This window comes from Acidovorax sp. SRB_24 (assembly GCF_012931925.1).
On sequence record NZ_MWOM01000016.1, the window covers coordinates 35974 to 55124 of the forward strand.

Consider the following 19151-nt stretch of genomic DNA (forward strand, 5'->3'; position numbering starts at 1 on the left):
TTTTTGATAGCCGATCAGTCGACGCTGGCGCCCGACTCCTTCACGACCTTGCCCCACTTGATGGTTTCGGCGCGGATGAAGGCGGCAAACTGCGCGGGCGTTTCGTTGACGGTCTCACCGCCCTGGGCGCTGATCTTCTTTTGCACTTCGGGGTTGGCCAGCACCTTGGACAGCGCCGCGCTGATCGTCGCCAGCACCGGCGCGGGCGTGCCCGCCGGCGCGAACATGCCGAACCACGACACGGCCTCGTAGCCCGGCACGCCGGCTTCGGCGATGGTGGGCACATCGGGCAGCTCGGGCGAGCGCTTGGCGGTGGTGATGGCAATCGCGCGCAGCTTGCCCGAGCGCACATGCGGGATCACCGAAGGCATGTTGTCGAACATGATGGAGATCTGGTTGCCCAGCAGGTCGGAGACGGCCGGCGCGCTGCCCTTGTAGGGGATGTGCGTCAGATTGACCTTGGCCATCGACTTGAACAGTTCGCCCGACAGGTGGGGCGACGCGCCGTTGCCGGGCGAGCCGAAGTTGATCTTGCCGGGATGGGCCTTGGCGTAGGCGATCATCTCGGGCACGGTCTTGTACGGCTCCGCGGGGTGCGCCACCAGCAGGTTGGGCACGTTGGCCACACGCGACAGCGGCGCGAAGTCCTTGATGTGGTCGAAGGGCATCTTCTTGTACAGGGCGGCGTTGATGGCGTGCGTGCCCACCGTGCCCATGAACAGGGTGTAGCCGTCGGCCGGCGCCTTGGCGGCCAGGGCGCCGCCGATGTTGCCGCCCGCGCCGGCCTTGTTGTCGACCACCACGGGCTGGCCCAGTTCGGTCGAGAGGTACTGGCCCATCAGGCGCGCCAGGATGTCGGTGGTGCCGCCGGCCGAGAACGGCACGACGATGGTGATCGGCTTGGTCGGGAACGCGGTTTGCGCCAGGGCCGGCACAGTGCCCAGCAGGGCCAGGGAGGCGGCAGCGGCCTGCAGGGCAAACTGGCGGCGCGAGGGGGTGCGGAAGGTGATGCTCATGGTGAAAATTCCTGAAAAAATGCTGCGCAAGGCGCGCAAAAGGGCCGCAGCCCCGGACGTCAGACGCGTTCGAGAATGACCGCAATGCCCTGCCCCACGCCAATGCACATAGTGCACAGCGCGTAGCGGCCGCCCGTGGCGTGCAGGCGGTTCACGGCCGTGGTGGCCAGGCGCGCGCCGCTGGCACCCAGCGGGTGGCCCAGCGCAATCGCGCCGCCCCAGGCGTTGACGCGGGCGTCGTCGTCCTGGAGGCCCAGCGCGCGCAGCACGGCCAGGCCCTGCGCGGCGAAGGCTTCGTTGAGTTCGATCACGTCCATGTGGTCGATGGTCAGGCCGGTCTGCGCCAGCACCTTGAGCGTGGCGGGCGTCGGGCCAAAGCCCATGATGCGCGGCGCCACGCCGGCCGTGGCCATGCCGACCACGCGGGCGCGCGGCGTCAGCCCGTACTGCGCGGCGCTGGCTTCGTCGGCCAGCAGCAGCGCGCAGGCGCCGTCGTTGACGCCGCTGGCATTGCCGGCCGTCACCGTGCCGCCCTCACGCACCACGCCCTTGAGCTTGGCCAGCGCCTCGAGCGTGGTCGCGCGCGGGTGTTCGTCCTGGCTCACCACGATGGCGTCGCCCTTCTTTTGCGCAATGGTCACCGGCACGATCTCGCGCGCCAGGTGGCCGGCGGCGATCGCGGCGGCGGCATTGGTCTGGCTGGCCAGCGCCATGCGGTCCTGCGCGGCGCGCTCGATCTTGAAGTCGTCGGCGACGTTCTCGGCCGTCTCGGGCATCGAGTCGACGCCGTACTGCGCCTTCATCAGCCTGTTGACGAAGCGCCAGCCGATCGTCGTGTCGTACACGGCGTTGTTGCGGCTGAACGCGCTCTCGGCCTTGGGCATGACGAACGGGGCGCGGCTCATGCTTTCGACGCCGCCGGCGATCATCAGGCGCGCTTCGCCCGACTTGATGGCGCGCGCGGCCGTGCCCACGGCGTCCAGGCCCGAGCCGCACAGGCGGTTCAGGGTGGCGCCGGGCACTTCGATCGGCAGGCCGGCCAGCAGGCTGGACATGTGCGCCACGTTGCGGTTGTCTTCGCCGGCCTGGTTGGCGCAGCCGTAGATCACGTCGGTCACGGCGGCCCAGTCCACGCCGGGGTTGCGCTCCATCAGCGCCTTGATCGGGATGGCGCCCAGGTCATCGGTGCGCACGCCCGAGAGGGCGCCGCCGTAGCGACCGAAGGGGGTGCGGATGGCGTCGCAGATGAAGGCTTGGGGGGCGTTGTTCATGGTGTCTCCGAAGGGGGGATTTCAAAAAAGTGAGCATCCAGCGCTTTCTGGATAAGCACTGGAGCCGGTTTTGATGCTTATGGCTGGATCGGCAGGCCGACGATGCGCTCGAGTTCCTCGTGCGAGAGACCGGGCACGGTGTCGATCAGGCGCAGGCCTTCGGGCGTGCATTCGAGCGTGCACAGCTCGGTGTAGATGCGCTTGACGCAGGCCAGGCCCGTGAGCGGGTAGCTGCATTCCTTGACCACCTTGCACTCGCCGGTCTTGGTCAGCAAATCCATCATCACCCAGGTGGACTTGGCGCCCACGGCCAGGTCCATCGCGCCGCCCACGGCGGGAATCGCGCCGGGCTCGCCGGTGCTCCAGTTGGCCAGGTCGCCCGTGGCCGACACCTGGAACGCGCCGAGCACGCAGATGTCGAGGTGGCCGCCGCGCATCATCGCGAAGCTGTCGGCGTGGTGGAAGTAGCTGCCACCGGGCAGCAGCGTCACGGGCTGCTTGCCGGCATTGGTCAGGTCGTAGTCTTCCTGGCCTGCGGCGGGTGCGGGCCCCATGCCCAGAATTCCGTTTTCGGAATGCAGCACCACTTCGCGGCCAGCGGGGATGTGGTTGGCCACCTTGGTGGGCATGCCGATGCCGAGGTTCACATAGGCACCGTCGTAGATGTCCTGGGCCACACGGGCTGCCAGTTCATCCTTGGTTCGTTTTTGGTAGCTGCTCACGCTGTATCTCCTTGGGCTGAACGGGCTTTACTGCTTGATTCCGCCGGCCTGGGTGGCCACGCGCGGCACCTTGACGACCTGGCTGACATAGATGCCGGGGGTGACCACGGCCTCGGGGTCCATCTCGCCGAGCTCCACCAGTTCGTGCACGGTGGCGACGGTGTATTTGGCCGCCATGGCGCAGACGGGGCCGAAGTTGCGCGCCGACATGCGGTATGTCAGGTTGCCCCAGCGGTCGCCCTGCTCGGCCTTCACGAGCGCCACGTCGCCGTAGATCGGGTACTCGAGCACGTAGTGCTTGCCATTGATCTCGCGGGTTTCCTTGCCGGCCGCCAGCTCGGTGCCGTAGGCCGTGGGGCAGAAGAACGCGCCGATGCCGGCGCCGGCGGCGCGCATGCGCTCGGCCAGGTTGCCCTGGGGCACCAGTTCGAGCTCGACCTTGCCGCTGCGGTACAGGTCGTCGAACACCCAGCTGTCCACCTGGCGCGGGAAGCTGCAGATGATCTTGCGCACCTGGCCGCTCTTGAGCAGGGCCGCGAGGCCCGTCTCGCCATTGCCGGCGTTGTTGTTGACCACGGTGAGGTCGCGCGCGCCGTGGGCGATCAGGCCGTCGATCAGCTCGACCGGGTTGCCCGAGGTGCCGAAGCCGCCAATCAGCACCGTGGCACCGTCTTTCACGCCGGACAGCGCCTGGGCCACCGAGTCGGCAATCTTGTTGATCATGGATGCGCTCCTGGTAAATTCAAAACCCGGTATTTGTTCGCTATAAGAACAAATGTTCGTATAATGAATTATAGGACGCACGCCGATGCCCCCCCCCAATTTCCCCCAAAGTCCCCGGCCCGGTGACAGCTACGTGCAGTCCTTCGCGCGCGGGCTCGAAGTGATCCGCTCGTTCCGCGCCGAGGCGCCGCAGCAGACGCTTAGCGAAGTGGCCGCGCGCACGGGCCTCACGCGCGCCGGCGCGCGCCGCATCCTGCTGACGCTGCAAACCCTGGGTTATGTCGAAAGCGACGACCGGCTCTTTCGCCTGACCCCACGCATCCTGGAGCTGGGCTTCTCGTACCTGTCGTCGATGCCGCTGTGGAACCTGGCCGAGCCCGTGATGGAGACGCTGGTGGACCAGGTGCGCGAGTCCTGCTCGGCCGCCGTGCTCGACGGCCTGGAGATCGTCTATGTGATGCGCGTGCACACGCACAAGATCATGCGCAACCACCTGGCCATCGGCTCACGCCTGCCGGCCTGCTGGACCTCAATGGGGCGCGTGCTGCTGGCGGCCCTGCCCGACGACGTGCTGCGCGCACGCCTGGAGAGCGTGCCACTGCAGCGGCTCACCCAGCACACCACGGTGGACCGCTCCGCGCTGCTGGCGCACATCCGGCAGGCGCGCGCACAGGGCTGGTGCCTCGTCAACCAGGAGCTCGAAGAGGGCCTGATCTCGGTGGCCGCGCCGCTGACCAACCGCGCCGGCCAGACCGTGGCGGCGCTGAACATCAGCGGCCAGGCCAACCGCACCAGCGCCGACGCCATGCAGGCCGGCATGCTGCCCCCGCTGCTGGAGGCAGCGCAGGCCATCTCGCAGATGCTGGGCGCACCGGGCCGCTGACCCGCTGCTTGCGGCGTCCGCGCGCCGGGCTAGCGCCGGCGAAAGCCCAGCACCAGCACCACGGCCCCCAGCGCCATGGCACCCAGGCTCAGCCATGGGGGCACATTAACGGACTCTTTTTCCGTCACGGTCAGCTCCAGCGGTCCGAGCTTGGCCTGGGTGGTGTCCTTGGTGAAGCTGAACCCTCCGGTGAAGAAGCCGGCCAGACCCAGCACGATCAGCACCACGCCGGTGATTCTCAAAGCATTCATGGGGAAATTTCCTCGGTCTGGTAAAGGGACAGGTCTGGCACTGGCGGGGCAGCCCTCTGCGCCGGCCCAGGCCAATGTAAGGGCCGCGCTGCGCCGCCAGCGTAGGACGGCGCCGCTGCCGCCCCGCGCGCACCTTCCCGTGCGTGCTACGCTTGCCCGCATGTTCAACCCGTCCCAAGCCGATGTGCGGCGCTTCTTCTGCGCCACGCATGCCAAAACCCAGGCCGGCGCCCCGATGGAGGCCATCGAAACGCTGGCCAGCCTCTGGATCGCCGAGCACCCCGAATACCACGCCGACCTCGCCGATACCGATGCCGCCCTGGCGCGCAACTACGACGAAACGCCGCAGCACACCAACCCGTTCCTGCACCTGTCGATGCACCTGTCGATCAGCGAGCAGTGCAGCATCGACCAGCCGCGCGGCATCCGCCAGGCGGTCGAGCTGCTGGCCAAGCGCCTGGACTCGCTGCACGACGCGCACCACGCCGCCATGGAATGCCTGGGCGAGATGCTGTGGGAGAGCCAGCGCTCGGGCCGACCGCCCGACGGCGACGCCTACATCGCGGCCGTGCAGCGGCGCGCCACGCGCGACTGAGGCGCCAGGCCGAAAGCTATCGATTCGATTGCTATCAGCGCTTACCAGTTGGGCCCTGCAGGCCAAAACACCATGAAATGCAAAAACCCGCCGAAGCGGGTTTTGCGGTCAGAGCGTGCGCAGCGCGCTCAGCGGAAGCGCGACTCGGGCACCACCTTTAGGTCGCCCTGGACCGCGCTGATGTAGCTGGACAATGCCTTCAGTTCGGCATTGCTGAACTGCTTTGCGACGCCGCCCATGATGGCATTGCCGCGCCCCACGTTGGCGTTCTTTTCCACCTTGTACGACTTGAGCGCGACGAACAGGTAGTCGGCGTGCTGGCCGGCGATGTGCGGGTACGACGGGTCGATTGGCTTGGCGAAGTTGTCGCCGTGGCAGGACACGCAAGCGCCCTTCTTGAGCAGCTCGGCCACCTGCACGCTGGGCTCGCGCGCGGGCTTGGGCGGCAGCTGCACCTCGGTCTTGCCGTGCTGGGCATAGTAGGCGGCGACGTCGGCAATGTCCTGTTCCGTCAGCGAGTCGGCGATGGCGCGCATGGTGGGGTGCCGGCGCTCGCCCTTCTGATAGGCGTGCAGCGCAGCGCTGATGTAGTTCGCGCTCTGGCCCGAGATCATGGGCACCTTGTAGACCTCGGGGAAGCTCGACTGGTAGCCCACGATGCCATGGCATCCGATGCACATGGCGACCTTCTGCTCTCCGGCCTTCGCATCGCCCTTGACTTCCTGGGCGTGGGACAAGGCGGTCACGGAAGCGACAGCCAGGGCAAATATCGTGGTCAACGTCTTGTTCATTTTGCGCGCACAATCTCTCGTGGAAGTTCAGCTTGAGGGCTCAGGATTGAGCAGGCAATTATAGCCAGCACCTGTCAAGCCCATTTGTCAACGATTCGGTGTTTTAGCTCCATGAAATTTCAAGGCTCCCAGAACTATGTCGCCACCCCAGACCTGATGCTGGCCGTGAATGCAGCCAGCACCTTGCAGCGCCCGCTGCTCGTCAAAGGCGAGCCCGGCACCGGCAAGACGATGCTGGCCGAGGAGGTGGCGCAGGCCCTGGGCATGCCGCTCTTGCAGTGGCACATCAAGTCGACCACCAAGGCGCAGCAAGGCCTCTATGAATACGACGCCGTGAGCCGCCTGCGCGACAGCCAGCTCGGCGGCGTGGACGGCAACGAACGCGTGCAGGACATCCGCAACTACATCGTCAAGGGCGTGCTCTGGCAGGCCTTCACGGCCGACGAGCCGGTGGCGCTGCTGATCGACGAAATCGACAAGGCCGACATCGAATTCCCGAACGACCTGCTGCGCGAGATCGACCGCATGGAGTTCTATTGCTACGAGACGCGCGAGCTGATCCGCGCCAAGCACCGCCCGCTGGTGTTCATCACCTCGAACAACGAAAAGGAACTGCCCGACGCGTTCCTGCGCCGCTGCTTCTTCCACTACATCAAGTTCCCCGAGGCCGAGACGATGCGCCAGATCGTCGGCGTGCACTTTCCCACGCTCAAGAGCGAGTTGCTCACGGTGGCGATGAAGACCTTCTACGACGTGCGCCACCTGCCGGGCCTCAAGAAGAAGCCGTCGACCTCCGAACTGCTCGACTGGCTCAAGCTGCTGGTGGCCGAAGACATTCCGCTCGAAGCGCTGCAAAGCGCCGACAACAAGGTCGCCGTGCCACCGCTGGTCGGCGCGCTGCTCAAGAACGAGCAGGACGTGTCGCTGTTCGAAAAGCTGGTGTTCATGAACCAGCGCAACCGCTGACGGCGGCGACGCCATGGGCGCGGGCAAGCGTTTACTGTTGGAAGGCGTCTCGGACGCCGTGGGCTTCGTCGGCGGCGCGTTGGCGGGGTTCGGTCTCGGCCAGGCCTTCGGCCTGGATGTGTTTGCCGCCGGCTACGGCACGGCCAGCCTGCTGGGCATTGCGCTCGTGGGCGTTGGCGGCGGCCTGGGGCTGCACGCGGCGCGGCGCTGGCGCGCGCTGCAGCGCCAAAAAGCAGAGGACTGACATGGCTTTCGTCGAACCCGTGGTGCTGCGCGACCGCGGCCTGCGGCTGGAGCCGCTCGCCCTGGCGCACGAAGACGGCCTGGCCGCCGCCGCTGCAGACGGCGAGCTCTGGAAGCTGCGCGTGACCTCGGTGCCCGAGCCGCAGGAGACGCGCCTGTACATCGAGACCGCGCTGCAGATGCGCGAGCAGGGCAGCCGCTTTGCCTTTGCCGTGGTCGACGAGGCCACAGACCGCGTGCTCGGCAGCACCAGCTACCACGACATCCTGCCGGCCGTGCGCCGGCTCGAGATCGGCTACACCTGGTACGCCCGCAGCGCACAGCGCAGCCACGTCAACACCACCTGCAAGCTGCTGATGATGGGCCACGCCTTCGACCAGCTCGGCTGCCACGTCGTGGGCTGGCGCACCGACAACTTCAACTTTGCCAGCCAGCGCGCGATCGAGCGCCTGGGTGCGCGCAAGGACGGCGTGCTCCGCGGCCACGCGCTGCGCCGCGACGGCACCATCCGCGACACCGTGATGTACAGCCTGCGCGCCGGCGAATGGCCCGAGTCGCGCGCCCAGATGCTCTCTTTATTAGAGCAGCATGCGCAGGCTGGATAAGCGCTGGAGGCCAAAAACATGCTGATTGACTTCTTCTACACCTTGCGCGCGGCCAAGCTGCCCGTGTCGGTCAAGGAATACCTCACGCTGCTCGAAGCGCTGGAGGCCGGCGTGGTCGGCCCGAATTCCGACAACGCCTGGAGCCTGGACGACTTCTATTTCATGTCGCGCCTGGCCCTGGTCAAGGACGAAAAGCACTACGACAAGTTCGACCGCGCCTTTGCCGCCTACTTCAAGGGCGTGGAGATGGTGGCCGACTTCACGAAAGAGATCCCCGCCGACTGGCTGCGCAAGCTCCTGGAGCGCGAGCTCACGCCCGAACAAAAGGCCGCGATCGAGAAGATGGGCTGGGACGAGCTGATGGAGACGCTGAAAAAGCGCCTCGAAGAGCAGAAAGAGCGCCACGAGGGCGGCAGAAAGTGGATCGGCACGGGCGGCACCAGCCCGTTCGGCCACGGCGGCTACAACCCGCAGGGCATCCGCATCGGCGGCGCCGGCAAGAACAAGAGCGCCGTCAAGGTGTGGGAGCAGCGCGCCTACCGCGACTACGACGACACGCAGGAGATCGGCACGCGCAACATCAAGGTGGCGCTGCGCCGGCTGCGCAAGTTCGCGCGCGAAGGCCATGAACTCGAACTCGACCTGCCCGACACCATCCGCAGCACGGCGGCCAACGCCGGCTGGCTCGACATCAAGATGGTGCCCGAGCGCCACAACAACGTGAAGGTGCTGCTGCTGATGGACGTGGGCGGCACCATGGACGAGCACATCCAGCGCGTCGAGGAGCTGTTTTCGGCCGTAAAGACCGAGTTCAAGCACCTGGAGTTCTATTACTTCCACAACTGCGTCTACGACTTCGTCTGGAAGAACAACCGGCGCCGCTTCGCCGAGAAGTTCCCGACCTGGGACATCCTGCGCAAGTACAACAAGGACTACAAGCTGATCTTCGTGGGCGACGCGACCATGAGCCCGTACGAGATCCTGCAGCCCGGCGGCAGCGTCGAATACAACAACGAGGAGGCCGGCGCCGAATGGCTGCAGCGCCTCACGCACACCTTCCCCAAGTTCGCCTGGATCAACCCCGAGCCCCAGGGCGTGTGGCAGTACCGCCAGAGCATCAGCATCGTCCAGCAGCTGATGGGCGACCGCATGTACCCGCTGACCTTGAAAGGCCTCGAAGACGCGATGCGCATGCTGTCAAAATGACCCCATGATTGCGCGTCCGCCCCCCTCCACGCCGGCCCGATGGCCGGCGTTGCTGCTTTTTAGCGTGCTGGGCCTGGCGGGGTGCAGCCTGCTGCCGGTCTCGCTCGGCGGACCGCGCGACACGGCGCCTGACGTGGCCGGCGTGCCCGACGACGTGCCGCTGGCGTTCACGCTCGACGTGCAGGCGCCGCGCGACATCGAGGCCTACCTAACGAAGAACCTGGAACTGCAGCGCTTTCGGCGCTTTCCGGGCCTGGAGGCACGCGAGCTCTCGCGCCTGCTCGGCGCCGCCGACAGCAACGCGCGCGAGCTGCTGGCCACGCTCGGCTACTTCGCCCCGACCCTGGCGCTGGACATGCAGGAGACCCCGGGCGCCGAGGCGCCGCGGCGCATCGTGCTGACCGTGGCACCGGGCCCGCAAACGCACATCCGCAGCGCCACGATAGACGTCACGGGCCCCGCCGCCACCTCGGCCGAGGCCGCGCCACAGCGGGCCCGGGTGCAGAACGAATGGGCGCTGCCGCCGGGGCAGCCGTTCACGCAATCGGACTGGGACGGCGCCAAGGACCAGGGCCTGCGCACGCTGCGCGCGCGCCGCTACCCCACCGCGCGCATTGCCAACAGCCGCGCCGAAGTGGACGCCGACCGCCACGAGGCGGATTTGGCGGTCAACTACGACTCCGGCCCGGCCTACCGCTTTGGCCCGCTGCGCGTGGAAGGCAGCGAGCGCTACGACCCCGACGGCGCGCGCCGGCTCGCGCGCCTGCCCACGGGCGCCGTCTACAGCGAAGCGCGCCTGCTGGACGCACAGCAGCGCCTGGCCAGCAGCGGCTATTACGACGCCGTGTTCCTGACGCTCGACACCGACGGCACCGACCCCGAGGCCGCACCCGTCACCGCGCAGGTGCGCGAAGCCAAGCTGCAGAAGTGGGTGTTCGGCGTGGGCGTGTCCACCGACAGCGGGCCGCGCCTGAGCGTGGACCACACGCACAACCGCTTGCCGGGCATCGGCTGGCGCGCGCTCAACAAGCTGCAGCTCGACCGCAAGAACAAGCTGCTCAGCACCGAATGGACGGCGCTGCCGGCGGACGACGGCTGGCGCTGGTTCAGCGGCGCTCAGGTGCAGCGCGAGGCTACCGGCAGCTACGAAGTCAACAGCGCGCGCCTGCGCGGCGGCCGCACCCGCAGCGACGACCGCATCGACCGCACGGCGTTCCTGCAATACGACTACGCCCACAACCAGGGGCCGAGCGCGCCGCCGTCGAGCACCGCCGTGACCGCCAACTACAGCTGGACCGGGCGCTACTTCAACAGCCCGACCACGCCCACGCGCGGCTTCGGCGTGGCCTGGGAACTGGGCGCGGGCACCACGCTGACGCCGCAGCGCGACCCGTTCGTGCGCGCGATGGCGCGCTGGCTGCACTTTGTGCCGCTGGGCAAGGTGCAGCTCGACAGCGGCCTGCCGCGCGACAGCCGGCTGGCGCTGCGCGCCGAAGGCGGCGCCGTGCTGGCGCGCAGCGGCGCGCAGATCCCGGTCACCCAGCTGTTCCTGACCGGCGGCGACACCACGGTGCGCGGATACGGCTACCGCACCATCGGCGCACGCAAGGAAAACGATTTGCTCTTCGGCGGCCGCTACCTGGCGGTGGCCAGCGTGGAGTGGCAGCGCCCGTTTGCGGTGCGCGGCAATGTCACCGACTGGGAAAGCACCGTGTTCGCCGACGCCGGGGCCGTGGCCGACCGCGTGGGCGACCTGAGCCCGCAGGTGGGCGTGGGCGCGGGCGTGCGCTGGCGCAGCCCCGTCGGGCCACTGCAGGCCGACCTGGCCTATGGCCTCAAGGCCAAGAGCCTGCGCCTGCATTTGCGCCTGGGCTTCACCTTTTAAGACCGGCACGCATGGCCACGCGCAAACCCACCCCTCCCGACGCTGGCGCGGACACGTTTGCCGCTGCCGCCAGCGGCCCGCCCCCGGCCAACCCCTTTGCGGCCGCCTCGGCCCGGCACGCGGCCGTGCCGCCGCGCCAGCGCCCGCGCGTCTGGCGTCTGGCCGCCGGCCTGCTCGCGCTGCTGGTGCTGTCCGTGGTGCTGCTGGGCGCAGGCGCCTGGATCTGGTCGGGCCGCGGCACCTCGCTGGCCGCCACGCTGGCGCAGGCGGCGCGCTGGCTGCCGCCCGACCAGCAGCTGCAAACGCGCGATGTGAGCGGCTCCCTACGCGGCGGCGGCACCATCGGCTGGCTGCGCTGGAGCAGCCCGACCCTGGCGGTGGAGGTGGAGGGCGCGCGCATCGGCTGGAGCCTGGCGCCGCTGTTGCAGCGCAGCCTGACGCTGGGCGAGGTGCACGCCGCCCGCGTGCGCATCACCTCGACCCCGAAGCCCGATGCGCCCCCACCCGAGCCCCTGGAGCAACTGGTGCTGCCGGTCCGCATCGACCTGCCGTTCAAGATCGACCTGCTGGAATGGGCCGGCCCCCCAGCGGTGCAGGCCCATGCGCTCGCAGGCCGCTACCGCTACGACCGCGTGCAGCACGCACTGACGATCGACGGCGTGGACCTGGCCCAGGGCCACTACAGCGTTGAAGCCACCGTGCAGGCCCGCGCGCCCATGGCCGTGAAGGCCACTGTGGAGGGCCAGGTGCAGACCGCGACGCCGGGCAGCGACCAGCCGCTGAAGCTGGCGGCCCACGCCACGGTGAATGGCAGCTTGGCCACGGCGGCCGCACGCCTGCAGGTGGCGGCCCAGCTGCGCCCGTCTGCCGCAGGCGCTGCTGCGGCCCCCGCACCGGTGCCCCCCGCGCCAGAAAAGCGCCCTCCGACCACCGCAAGAAATACCCGGACGGCTGCCGCCAAAGCCCCCGCTATCCCCCCGCCCCCGCCCACCAATACCATGCAGGCCGACGTGCGCGCCGAGTTGGCGCCCTGGGCGGCGCAGCCACTGCGGCAGGCCAGCGCCGAGCTGCGCGCGCTCAATCTCGCAGCGCTGTGGCCTCAGGCCCCCGCCACCGCGCTGGACGGCAGCGTGCAGGCCGGTCCGCAGGACAGCGGCTGGCAGGTGGCAGCGCAGCTCAGCAACGCCCTGCCCGGTCCGTGGGACCAGGGGCGCCTGCCGGTCAGCGGCCTGGACGCCCAAGCGGACTACGACGGCGCGCGGTGGCGCGTCCCCCAGGCCGAGCTGCGCGTCGGCCACGGACGCATCACGGCACAGGGCAGCTACACGGTGGCGAGCAGCGCGGTCGAAGGCAGCGCTGACGTGCGCGCCTTGAGCCCCGCGGCCGTGCACACGCAGTTCGACGCTGCCCCCCTGAACGGCCAGTTGCGCGCGCAGGTGCAGGACGGCGCGGTGCGTTTTCAGGCCGACCTGCGTGCCAGCGGCCGCGCCGCGCCCGCGCGCGCGCCAGCCCGCAGGGCCGCCAGCGCCCCGCTGCGCATCCAGACCGTGCGCGCCAGCGGCCGCTGGGCTGCGCCGCAGCTGACGTTGCAGCAACTGGACGTGGATGCGCTGCAGGCGCAGCTGCGCGGCCAGCAGATCGAAGCCACGCTGGGCGACGCCCTGGCAGTGCGCGGCAAGCTGGCGCTCACCGTGCCGGGCGCCACCGCGCGCACCCAGGGCGAGCTGGGGCAGGCCAACGGCGCAGGCGAGCTGCAGCTCAACGTGGCCTCGGCCGAACGCGTGCAAGCCTGGCTGCAATCGCTGCCCGGCCTGTCCACGGCGCGGCAAGGCACCACCGTGCAGGGCCAGGCACGCCTGGACGCGCGCTGGCGCGGGGGCCTGCGCAGCCTGCAGCAGCAGCTGCACCACGCGGGCGGCGCTGCGGCGCCCAGCCCGGCGCGCGGCGAGACACCGTTCACGCTGCAGGCCACACTGAGCGCGCCCAGCATGGACATCGCCCTGCCTGCGCCCAAAGACAGCGTGGCCGCCACGCGCTTCCAGCTCAGCCGCTTCAACGCCCAGCTGTCCGGCGCGCTCGCGCAGGCTACGCTGGCGCTGGACGGGCAGGCCGTGCTCGGCGAGCGGCGCATCACCTTGAACACGCAGCTCAGCGGCGGCCTGGCCGCGTCCAGCGCCACGGCCGCGCAGTGGCGCGCCAATGTGGCCACGCTGCAGCTCCAACTGCAGGACGCCGCGCGGCCCGGCACCTGGGCACTGCGCCTGCAGGACCCCCTGGCGCTGACGCTGCGCCAGACGCGCGGCGCCGCTGCCAGCCACACCGTGGAAGCCGGCGCCGGCCAGGCGCAGGTCAGCGGCCCGGTACCCGGCGCCGTGGCCGTGCGCTGGCAGCCGCTGCGCTGGGCGCAGTCGGCCGAGGGGGGCATGCAGCTGCAAACCCAGGGCGAGCTGACCGGCCTGCCGCTGGCCTGGGTCGATGCGCTGGCCGCGCCGGGCGAGTCGCCGCTGGAGACGGTGGGCTTGGCGGGCAACCTGGTGTTCAACGGCCGCTGGGACGTGAACGCCGCCGACACGCTGCGCGCCAGCGCCGTGCTCGAGCGCGCCAGTGGCGACCTGCGCCTGCTGACCGGCGGCCCCGCCCCGGTCACCAGCGTGCGCAGCAGCGGCAGCCAACCCCAGCCCACCACCGCCACCTCCGCCGCCGCAGACGCCGACACCGCCGCCGGCGTGCGCGCGGCGCGCCTGGAGCTCCATGCCGAGGGCAGCCAGGTGCGTGCGCAACTGCAGTGGGACAGCGAGCGCGCCGGCGAGGTGGATGCCCAGGCCAGCAGCACGCTCACGCGCCAGGGCGGCGGCTGGACCTGGTCGCCCGACGCGCCTTTGAACGCGCGGGTGCGCGCCCGCCTGCCCGACGTGGGCGTGTGGTCGGCGCTGGCGCCGCCCGGCTGGCGCATCCACGGCACGCTGGACGCCGACGCCACGCTGAGCGGCAGCCTGAACGCGCCACAGTGGCAGGGCACGCTGGGCGCCGACCGCATCACCGTGCAGTCGCTGCTCGACGGCGTGGACCTGAAGGAGGGGCGCCTGCGCGCAGCCTTGCGCGGCAACCAGCTCGACATCACCGAGCTGAGCCTGCGCGGCGGCCCAGGCAGCCAGGCGCGCATCGCCGGCTACAGCGGCAACCTGACGCGCCCGCCGCAGGACGGCGGCAGCCTGCAAGGCAGCGGCACCCTGCGCTGGGGCGTCCCCCGCGGCGCGAACGCGGCCGGCGGCTCCGGGGTTGCACTGGACTTCACGGCGCAGCTGCGCGCGCTGCAGGTGCTGGTCCGCGCCGACCGCCAGGCCAGCGTCTCGGGCACGCTGCGCGCCGGCCTGCAGCAGGGCCAGATCACCGTGCGCGGCAACCTCACCGTGGACCGGGCGACCATCATCCTGCCCGAGGCCTCGGCACCGAAGCTCGGCAGCGACGTCGTGGTGCGCTCGGCCGCCATCGACCGCGCCAACGCCGACAAGGCGCAGCGCGCCGGCCAGTCTGCCGCCCGCGCCCAGACCACCCGGGTGCCCGACATCGACGTCGCGCTCGACCTGGGCCGCGACTTTGCCTTGCAGGGCTTTGGCATCACCACCCGGCTCGAAGGCGCGCTGCAGGTGCGCGGCAGCAGCGTGGCCAGCGCCCCGCCCCGCATCACCGGCGAGGTGCGCACCGTGCAGGGGCGCTACCGCGCCTGGGGCCAGGTGCTCGACGTGAAAACCGGCATTGCGCGCTTCAACGGTCCCTACAACAACCCCTCGCTCGACATCCTGGCAATCCGCCCGAACATCAGCGTGCGCGCCGGCGTGCAGGTCACGGGCTCGGCGCAGGCGCCGCGCGTGCGCCTGTATTCCGACCCCGACCTGCCCGACGCGGAGAAACTCTCGTGGGTGGTGGTGGGCCGCAGCACCGCGGGCGGCGGCGCCGAGGCTGCGCTGCTGCAACAGGCCGCGCTGGCCCTGCTGGGCGGCGGCGGGCGCGGCACCGGCAGTTTCGCCCAGCGCCTGGGGCTCGACGAAGTCGGCTTCAAGGGACCGGGCAGCGGCAACGACGCCAGCGGCGCGGCCATCACGCTGGGCAAGCGGCTCTCGAGCAAGCTCTATGTCACCTACGAGCAAAGCCTCTCGGGCGCGCTGGGCGCCATCTACATCTTCTACGACCTGTCCCAGCGCCTGACGCTGCGCGGCCAGACCGGCGTGCAGAGCGCGGTCGATATCATCTACACCGTGCCGACCGATTGAGGCCGGTCGGCCCCTCTGACCGGCGCCCTACAATACCGCGCGTCCTCCTCGTAGTTCAATGGATAGAACGAGTGCCTCCTAAGCGCTAGATACAGGTTCGATTCCTGTCGAGGGGACCACCAGACACCCATGGTCAAATCGGCCTCCGGCGCTTGGTACACAAGCGCCATAAGCTATCAAAATAGAAGCAACCCCGGGGCAGGGCCTTCACAAAGTCCCCGCCGCACCACCCCGGGACCTCACAGCTGAAACCCCACCGCCCGCACCACGCCCTCGAAAATGTCGCGCGCCCACGACGGGGGCCGCGCACGGTAGGGCTGGGCCAGCGCGCGCTGGTGCTCGAACCAGTCCGACAGCCACTGCACCTCGCCCAGCCCGTAGAACGCGGCCATGGCCTCGTAGTTGAGGAACAGGCTGCGCGCGTCGAGGTTGAGCGAGCCGCACAGGGCCAGCTCGCCGTCGATCAGCACGGTCTTGGCGTGCAGCATGGTGGGCGCCAGCCACACCTCGCCGCCGGCGGCCACCAGCTGGCGCAGCGCGCGCTCGCGCGCCCAGTCGGCCAGGCGGTGGTTGGAGCGGCGCGGCAGCAGCAGGCGCACCTGCACGCCGCGCCGGCAGGCCAGGCACCAGGCGTCGAGCAGCGCGTCGTCGGGCACGAAGTACGGCGTGGCGGCCCAGATGCGCTGCTGGGCCTGGTAGGCGCCCGACATCAGCAGCGCGTGCAGCGTGTCGTCGGCATGGTCGGGGCCGCTGGGCACCCACTGCGCCAGCGCGCCTCCGGACCGCTCGGGCGCGACCGGCGGCGCCAGGATGCGCGCGGCACGGTGCGGGCGCCCGCGCGCGGCGCGCCAGTCGGTCCGGAACTGGGCCAGGGCCTGGGCGGCCAGCGGGCCGTGCACGGTGAAGCTCAGGTCGGTCCAGGCGGGCCGGCCGGGGCGGTCGGTGAAGTACTCGCTGGCCAGGTTGCGGCCGCCGCTCCACAGGCGCACGCCATCGGCCACGGCCAGCTTGCGGTGGTTGCGCAGGTTGGTGCGCCCGCGCAGCGGGTTGTGCAGCAGCGGCATGAAGCGGCGCACGCGCACGCCGCCCCCCGCCCACTGGCGCAGCACCGGGGCGGGCGTCTGCAGGCCGCCCACGGCGTCGAGCAGGACATGCGTGGTGACGCCGCGGCGCGCGCAGCGCAGCAGCGCGTCGGTGACGCTGCGGCCCACCGCGTCGTTGCCGAACAGGAAAGTGCACAGATCGAGGCTGTGCTCGGCCGAGTCGATCAGGCCGATCAGCGCCTGCAGCGAGGCCGCGCCATCGGCGTGGAAGGCGACGGCGTCGTTGGGCACGGCCGGTGCCAGCTCCATGCCCGAGAGCAGGCGCGTGGCCCAGGCCGGCGCGCCGGCGGGCATGTCCGCCGCGGGCGCGGGCGCGCGCTGGTGGCGCGCAGGGCGGGCGAACTTGCGCGTGCCAAACAGCAGGAACAGCGGCAGCGCCACGTACGGGAACGCGACCAGGCCCACGACCCAGGCCAGCGCCGTGGAAGGGTGGCGGCGCTGCTGACCGATGCGCGTGGCCATCACGTACAGCAGCAGGCTGGCGGCGACCAGCACCGCATGGCCCAGGCCCGACAGCAGCGCCAGCCGCGTCATGCCGCGCCCTGCGGGGCCGCGGCCCCGGCAAAGCGCACGGTCGCGCGCAGGCCGCCCAGGCGCGGCGAGGCGTCCAGCGCCAGTTCGGCGCCGTGGCGCTGCGCGATGGCCTGCACGATGGCGAGGCCGAGGCCACTGCCCTGGACCTCGCCGGCCTGGGCCTCTTCGCAGCGGTAGAAGCGGTCGAGCACGCGCGCGCGCTCGCCGGGCGCGATACCGGGGCCGCTGTCTTCCACGGTGAGCACGACCGCGCCCGCGTCGGCACGGACGCCCACGTCGACGCGGCCGCCCGCGGGCGTGTACTTGACGGCGTTGTCGAGCAGGTTGCGCACCAGGATGCGCAGCGTCTCGCGCTGGCCGGGCACGGTGGCGGCATCGGCCGCGCCCAGGCCCAGGTCGATCTGGCGCGCCTGGGCCGCGGGCATGGCATCGGCCAGGGCCAGGCGCGCCACCTCGGCAAGCGCCACGGGCTCGGGCTCGGACTCGGGTGCGGCGCCGGCCTCGCTGCGCGCGAGCTCCAGCAGCTGCGCGACCAGGCGGGCCGCGCGGTCGATGCCGGCCGCCAGGCGCGCCACGGCCACGCCGCGCGCCGCGTCGTCGCCCGCGCGCTGCAACCCTTGCACCTGCAGCTTGAGCGCGGCCAGTGGCGAGCGCAGCTCGTGCGCGGCGTCGGCGACAAAGTGCTGCTGCGCCGCAAAGGCCTGCTGCACGCGCGAGAACAGCAGGTTCAGCTCCTGCACCAGGGGCCGCACCTCGTCGGGCAGGTCGGCGTCGCTGACGGGCGAGAGGTCGTCGGCCTGGCGGCTGGCGACCTGGCGGCGCACGCGCTCGACCGGCGCCAGCGACCGGCTCACGACCCACCAGATGGCCAGCGCCAGCAGCGGCGCCATGAAGGCGATGGGCGCGGCCGTGCGCAGCGCCAGCGTGCGCGCCATGGCGCGGCGCGCCGCCATGTCCTGCGCCACCTGGATGACCTGGGCACGCGTCTGCACCGAAAAAACGCGGTAGGTCGTGCCGTGCGCGGCCACGTTCGAAAACCCGAGCACCGCGCGCTGCGGCAGCGCAACGCGCGCGGCCGACTCGAACACGCGCAGCCCATCGGCGGACCAGACCTGGACGACGAATTCGGTGTTCTCTTCCTCGTGCGCCGGCGCTCCGCCCGCGCCGCCGCCCGCGGGCAGGCCCGAGCGCAGCGCCAGCGCCATCTGCTGCATGTGGTAGTCGAAGATCTCGTCGGCCTCGGCCAGCGCCGTGCGGTAGGCCACGGCCACCTGCGCCAGCGCGGCCAGCGCGATGGCCGCCAGCAGGAACGCCAGCAGGCGCGTGCGCAGCGAGTGGGACAGCGGCAGGCTCATGGCTTGGGCACCATGTAGCCGACGCCGCGCACGTTCAGGATCAGCGCGGCGCCGAGCTTTTTGCGCAGGCCGTGGATGTAGACCTCGACGGCGTTGCTGTTGATCTCGTCGCCCCAGCCATAGAGCTTTTCTTCGAGCTGGCTGCGCGAGAGCACGCTGCCCGGGCGCGCCAGCAGCGCTTCGAGCACGGCCCACTCGCGCGCCGACAGCCCCACCGGGGCGCCGTCCACCGCGGCCTCGCGCGTGGCCGGGTCGATGGCCACGCCCTGGTAGGTGTAGGCCGTGTCGGAGCGGCCGGCGGCGCGGCGCAGCAGCGCACGGATGCGCGCCAGCAGTTCGTCGAGGTCGTAGGGCTTGAGCACGTAGTCGTCGGCGCCGGCGTCGAGCCCGGCGATGCGCTGGGCCACCGCGTCGCGCGCGGTGAGCACGAGCACCGGCGTGCGGTTCTTGCGCGCGCGCAGGGAACGCAGTACCTCCAGGCCGTCGCGCCGGGGCAGGCCCAGGTCGAGCAGCACGAGGTCATAGGCCTGCGTGCGCAGCGCCGTCTCGGCCAGGTCGCCATCGCGCACCCAGTCCACGGCGTAGTGCTCGGCGCGCAGCAGGTCCTGCACGGCCTCGCCGATCATGGCGTCGTCTTCCACCAGCAACAGTCGCATGGGCCCACCTTGTCCAGTGCTGCGCCCCGGCCGGCCGGGCGGCCGCGGGGCACACCCCAGCATAGCGTGCTGCGG

General features: G+C 70.6%; 17 protein-coding genes and 1 tRNA gene. 9 read left to right on the top strand and 9 right to left on the bottom strand.

All coding sequences use genetic code 11. From position 1 onward, the window contains the following. Positions 1-14 precede the first annotated feature (14 nt). The 4 genes from B2J89_RS07980 to B2J89_RS07995 all read right to left on the bottom strand — a co-directional run bounded on the left by B2J89_RS07980 (position 15) and on the right by B2J89_RS07995 (position 3732). Complete coding sequence (locus B2J89_RS07980) at positions 15-1016, bottom strand: tripartite tricarboxylate transporter substrate binding protein (protein WP_169168615.1); 1002 nt, start codon at positions 1014-1016, stop codon at positions 15-17. A gap of 59 nt (positions 1017-1075) precedes the next feature. Continuing rightward, positions 1076-2287, bottom strand: coding sequence for a 3-oxoadipyl-CoA thiolase (gene pcaF, locus B2J89_RS07985; RefSeq protein ID WP_169168616.1), 1212 nt, complete (start codon positions 2285-2287; stop codon positions 1076-1078). A gap of 77 nt (positions 2288-2364) precedes the next feature. Further along, entirely contained in the window at positions 2365-3009 is a 645-nt protein-coding gene (locus B2J89_RS07990) for a 3-oxoacid CoA-transferase subunit B (RefSeq protein ID WP_169168617.1), read from the bottom strand. 27 nt (positions 3010-3036) lie between these two features. After that, on the bottom strand, positions 3037-3732 hold the full coding sequence (locus tag B2J89_RS07995; protein ID WP_169168618.1) for a 3-oxoacid CoA-transferase subunit A: 696 nt from the start codon (positions 3730-3732) through the stop codon (positions 3037-3039). An 85-nt stretch (positions 3733-3817) separates the two neighbouring features. On the opposite strand from B2J89_RS07995, the gene B2J89_RS08000 reads away from it, so the two are divergent. After that, on the top strand, positions 3818-4615 hold the full coding sequence (locus tag B2J89_RS08000; RefSeq protein WP_169168619.1) for an IclR family transcriptional regulator C-terminal domain-containing protein: 798 nt from the start codon (positions 3818-3820) through the stop codon (positions 4613-4615). Between the two features lie 29 nt (positions 4616-4644). Here B2J89_RS08000 and B2J89_RS08005 read toward each other — a convergent pair whose 3' ends face one another. Continuing rightward, a complete protein-coding gene (locus B2J89_RS08005; RefSeq protein ID WP_205763753.1) occupies positions 4645-4866 on the bottom strand; it encodes a hypothetical protein in 222 nt (73 codons plus the stop codon). Between the two features lie 160 nt (positions 4867-5026). On the opposite strand from B2J89_RS08005, the gene B2J89_RS08010 reads away from it, so the two are divergent. Then, positions 5027-5461 carry a DUF1841 family protein gene (locus B2J89_RS08010; RefSeq protein ID WP_169168620.1) on the top strand — a complete coding sequence of 145 codons (435 nt, stop codon included), beginning with the start codon at positions 5027-5029 and terminating at the stop codon, positions 5459-5461. Positions 5462-5589: 128 nt separating this feature from the next. Here B2J89_RS08010 and B2J89_RS08015 read toward each other — a convergent pair whose 3' ends face one another. Further along, positions 5590-6252, bottom strand: coding sequence for a cytochrome c (locus tag B2J89_RS08015; RefSeq protein ID WP_169168621.1), 663 nt, complete (start codon positions 6250-6252; stop codon positions 5590-5592). Positions 6253-6363: 111 nt separating this feature from the next. On the opposite strand from B2J89_RS08015, the gene B2J89_RS08020 reads away from it, so the two are divergent. The 7 genes from B2J89_RS08020 to B2J89_RS08050 all read left to right on the top strand — a co-directional run bounded on the left by B2J89_RS08020 (position 6364) and on the right by B2J89_RS08050 (position 15547). Further along, positions 6364-7218 carry a MoxR family ATPase gene (locus tag B2J89_RS08020; protein WP_169168622.1) on the top strand — a complete coding sequence of 285 codons (855 nt, stop codon included), beginning with the start codon at positions 6364-6366 and terminating at the stop codon, positions 7216-7218. Between the two features lie 13 nt (positions 7219-7231). Further along, positions 7232-7462: a hypothetical protein gene (locus B2J89_RS08025; protein ID WP_169168623.1), complete on the top strand. Its 231-nt coding sequence runs from the start codon at positions 7232-7234 to the stop codon at positions 7460-7462. A gap of 1 nt (position 7463) precedes the next feature. Next, positions 7464-8066 carry a GNAT family N-acetyltransferase gene (locus B2J89_RS08030; protein ID WP_169168624.1) on the top strand — a complete coding sequence of 201 codons (603 nt, stop codon included), beginning with the start codon at positions 7464-7466 and terminating at the stop codon, positions 8064-8066. 18 nt (positions 8067-8084) lie between these two features. Continuing rightward, positions 8085-9272, top strand: coding sequence for a VWA domain-containing protein (locus B2J89_RS08035; protein WP_169168625.1), 1188 nt, complete (start codon positions 8085-8087; stop codon positions 9270-9272). Positions 9273-9276: 4 nt separating this feature from the next. Next, positions 9277-11157, top strand: a complete 1881-nt coding sequence (locus B2J89_RS08040) for an autotransporter assembly complex family protein (RefSeq protein WP_169168626.1) — start codon at positions 9277-9279, stop codon at positions 11155-11157. 11 nt (positions 11158-11168) lie between these two features. Next, positions 11169-15428 carry a translocation/assembly module TamB domain-containing protein gene (locus B2J89_RS08045; protein WP_169168627.1) on the top strand — a complete coding sequence of 1420 codons (4260 nt, stop codon included), beginning with the start codon at positions 11169-11171 and terminating at the stop codon, positions 15426-15428. Between the two features lie 44 nt (positions 15429-15472). Beyond that, positions 15473-15547: transfer RNA gene (locus B2J89_RS08050), tRNA-Arg, on the top strand. Positions 15548-15667: 120 nt separating this feature from the next. Here B2J89_RS08050 and B2J89_RS08055 read toward each other — a convergent pair. From B2J89_RS08055 to B2J89_RS08065, 3 genes are read right to left on the bottom strand one after another with little or no spacing between them, the layout of a single operon-like run. Further along, positions 15668-17065: a phospholipase D-like domain-containing protein gene (locus B2J89_RS08055; protein WP_169168628.1), complete on the bottom strand. Its 1398-nt coding sequence runs from the start codon at positions 17063-17065 to the stop codon at positions 15668-15670. After that, positions 17062-18420, bottom strand: coding sequence for an ATP-binding protein (locus B2J89_RS08060; protein WP_169168629.1), 1359 nt, complete (start codon positions 18418-18420; stop codon positions 17062-17064). The genes B2J89_RS08055 and B2J89_RS08060 overlap by 4 nt, the downstream gene beginning before the upstream one ends. Beyond that, positions 18417-19076, bottom strand: coding sequence for a response regulator transcription factor (locus B2J89_RS08065; RefSeq protein ID WP_169168630.1), 660 nt, complete (start codon positions 19074-19076; stop codon positions 18417-18419). Before B2J89_RS08065 ends, B2J89_RS08060 begins: the two co-directional genes overlap by 4 nt. Positions 19077-19151: the final 75 nt, after the last annotated feature.

Coding starts and splice junctions, on each gene's coding strand:
- B2J89_RS07980 (WP_169168615.1), bottom strand. CDS start 1,016: ATGAGCATCACCTTCCGCACCCCCTCGCGCCGCCAGTTTGCCCTGCAG.
- pcaF (WP_169168616.1), bottom strand. CDS start 2,287: ATGAACAACGCCCCCCAAGCCTTCATCTGCGACGCCATCCGCACCCCC.
- B2J89_RS07995 (WP_169168618.1), bottom strand. CDS start 3,732: ATGATCAACAAGATTGCCGACTCGGTGGCCCAGGCGCTGTCCGGCGTG.
- B2J89_RS08000 (WP_169168619.1), top strand. CDS start 3,818: ATGCCCCCCCCCAATTTCCCCCAAAGTCCCCGGCCCGGTGACAGCTAC.
- B2J89_RS08005 (WP_205763753.1), bottom strand. CDS start 4,866: ATGAATGCTTTGAGAATCACCGGCGTGGTGCTGATCGTGCTGGGTCTG.
- B2J89_RS08010 (WP_169168620.1), top strand. CDS start 5,027: ATGTTCAACCCGTCCCAAGCCGATGTGCGGCGCTTCTTCTGCGCCACG.
- B2J89_RS08015 (WP_169168621.1), bottom strand. CDS start 6,252: ATGAACAAGACGTTGACCACGATATTTGCCCTGGCTGTCGCTTCCGTG.
- B2J89_RS08020 (WP_169168622.1), top strand. CDS start 6,364: ATGAAATTTCAAGGCTCCCAGAACTATGTCGCCACCCCAGACCTGATG.
- B2J89_RS08025 (WP_169168623.1), top strand. CDS start 7,232: ATGGGCGCGGGCAAGCGTTTACTGTTGGAAGGCGTCTCGGACGCCGTG.
- B2J89_RS08030 (WP_169168624.1), top strand. CDS start 7,464: ATGGCTTTCGTCGAACCCGTGGTGCTGCGCGACCGCGGCCTGCGGCTG.
- B2J89_RS08035 (WP_169168625.1), top strand. CDS start 8,085: ATGCTGATTGACTTCTTCTACACCTTGCGCGCGGCCAAGCTGCCCGTG.
- B2J89_RS08040 (WP_169168626.1), top strand. CDS start 9,277: ATGATTGCGCGTCCGCCCCCCTCCACGCCGGCCCGATGGCCGGCGTTG.
- B2J89_RS08045 (WP_169168627.1), top strand. CDS start 11,169: ATGGCCACGCGCAAACCCACCCCTCCCGACGCTGGCGCGGACACGTTT.
- B2J89_RS08055 (WP_169168628.1), bottom strand. CDS start 17,065: ATGACGCGGCTGGCGCTGCTGTCGGGCCTGGGCCATGCGGTGCTGGTC.
- B2J89_RS08060 (WP_169168629.1), bottom strand. CDS start 18,420: ATGAGCCTGCCGCTGTCCCACTCGCTGCGCACGCGCCTGCTGGCGTTC.
- B2J89_RS08065 (WP_169168630.1), bottom strand. CDS start 19,076: ATGCGACTGTTGCTGGTGGAAGACGACGCCATGATCGGCGAGGCCGTG.